The sequence below is a fragment of the Variovorax sp. dw_954 genome, assembly GCF_018449755.1.
Lineage (GTDB): Bacteria > Pseudomonadota > Gammaproteobacteria > Burkholderiales > Burkholderiaceae_C > Variovorax.
In genome coordinates this window covers 1-2313 of sequence record NZ_JAAVVD010000076.1, presented here as the reverse complement: position 1 = coordinate 2313, position 2313 = coordinate 1, and the positions used below count along the sequence as shown (strand labels likewise).

Here is a 2313-nt window from a genome sequence, read left to right as displayed (position 1 = left end):
GCCCATGGCAAGGAACTGCTGAAGCTGGGCTACACGGTGGACCAGGTCGTTCACGACTATGGCGACCTTTGCCAGGCGATCACGGACCTTGCCTTTGAACGCGACGCCCCGTTCGCCATTGGCGAATTCCGCACTCTGAATCGCTGCCTTGACAATGCCATTGCGGACGCTGTCACCGAGTTCAGTTATCAGCGGGATACGCAAATCGCCCGTCAGCACAGCCTCGACGCGAATGAGCGTTTCGGATTTCTGGTTCACGAACTGCGCAATGCCCTTGGGACGGCAACGCTTGCGATCCACGCTCTCGAGCTGGGCAACATGACTGTGGGCGGCGCCACCGGGACAGTCCTGAAACGCAGTCTGTCAACGATGGGCGGCTTGATCAGTCGGGGGCTCGCCGAGGTGCGCAGTGGCCCGCCTGAACAGCGCCATACATTTTCCGTCGCCTCGTTCATCAAGGACGCCGATGCCGCGGCCCAACTCGTTGCCAGCGCCGCAGGTTGCGTCCTCAAGGTGCCAGCTGTAGATCCACTGCTTGCCATCCGCGGCAATCGCGAACTCCTGCTGGCCGCATTGGCAAACCTTTTGCAGAACGCCTTCAAGTTCACGCACGCCAACACCGAAGTTGCCTTGACGGCTTATGAGTCCGGCGAACACGTCCTGATCGAAGTCGATGACCACTGCGGCGGGCTGCCACCCGGGAGTGCTGCAAAAATGTTCGCACCCTTCAGTCAGCACAGCCATGACAAGTCGGGCCTGGGGCTGGGCCTTTCCATTGCGCGCCAAAGCGTTGAGGCCAACTCTGGCACCCTGACGGTGCGGGACGTGCCGGGCACCGGTTGCGTTTTCACCATCCGCCTGCCGCGCCACGGGATCTTGTGAGGACCAACCTGCTCAGCCGCTTTGGCCCCCCCGGACGTTGAGCCACTTATTCACCGTTTCCGCTTGTCGGTCGAGGACAACTATCTGATCCATGTCGGTGCAGCAAGGTGTTCGCCGGGCGCAGGCGAGGCCCACGCGCGGCGTCGTCGGGCCTCCGATTCAGCACGTCGCCGAAAAGTTGGCGAGGTCCATTCCAACCCGCACAAATGTGCGATGGCGTACGGACAAATGCTACGAATCCTTCCACTCTTCTCGAGGACAGTCTGTCGGCGCTGATAGCTGATTCATCGGCGCCCACCCATGCTGAGCGCTCCTCGGTGCCGGATTGGAGTCGTCATGAATGCATCGCCCACGAACAACGTCGGTCCGCCGCCTGCCATTGAATTCAGCGAACTCGGCGTCATGCTGGAGTTGTTGTGGCGAGGAGAGAGGACGGCCCTTGCAAAGTGCACTTTCTGTCGAACCCTGAATCACCGGTGGGCATCGCACTGCGCGGCCTGCTCGAGCAAGCTGCCCGCCATCTATAGGGACCCGTTAGGCGTTGCGAGAAACCCGCCCAGCGCGCCAACGATTGCAACGCCTACCCGTCATCCTGTCGGAGCGGGCGGCCACGTACGCCGCGAACTCGCAAACATGCTGCTTTGGATGCTTGCAATGCCGCGCGATGTTTGTTGGCTTCGTTGGCTGGTATGCGTTACACCGCATAAATCAGCCGTCGCCGGTGTCTGCGGTTGTGGCTGGGGGCGCGTTGCCGGGTGGGCGAGCGGAGCTGACACAAGCGACGAGCCTTGCCAAGACGCGCAAGCCGGAAAGGCTGGGGGGTGTTGGCGTTACGGCCAACACCAATAAGGAAATCGTCATGGTGCGCACGGACAAACAACGAATGCCCGTTGTTGCCCCCATGCTCGCCGCCGTCCCGACCCCGCCGCCGCAAGCGCCTCGGTGGAGGATCGCGCGCTCCGCTGCGCACAGCGGAGCGGACCCCACTGCCTCCTGCAACGGCGAGATGTTTCTGCTGCGAGCGATGTGCCTCAACAGGCAATGTGCGGAGCCGCAGAACGCTGCGCATTCGCGCTGCATCGGGGTCGTCAGACAGCGACGCATCGACGAGGCCCGGCGCAATCCAACATTGGTCGGTTGAGGCCATCAAAGATGTACCTTTGAGAGAGTGCGGCAAGGGGCGGTTGACATCGTGTCGGGCGACGCCACGGAGGTTCACATCTGCGGCGCGGTCCCACAGACCGCGGTGTGCAACCGGCACCACTCGCTGGATCAGCAACTGTGCCGCTGGCTACTTCTGAGCATGGATCGCCTGGACGGGAACGAACTTGTGATGACGCAGGAGCTGATCGCCAACATGCTCGGCGTCCGCCGCGAGGGCGTCACCGGAAGTGCACTCAAGCTACAGAAGGCAGGGTTGATTCGATATGC

1 protein-coding gene and 1 pseudogene are annotated in these 2313 nt (G+C 62.1%); both read left to right on the top strand.

Translation table 11 applies throughout. From position 1 onward, the window contains the following. Positions 1–882: HAMP domain-containing sensor histidine kinase (locus tag HB681_RS37520; RefSeq protein WP_213959969.1), on the top strand; the 882-nt coding region annotated here is incomplete at its 5' end. A gap of 1237 nt (positions 883–2119) precedes the next feature. Next, positions 2120–2313 (top strand): annotated as a pseudogene (locus HB681_RS37515) (helix-turn-helix domain-containing protein); the annotation flags it as partial.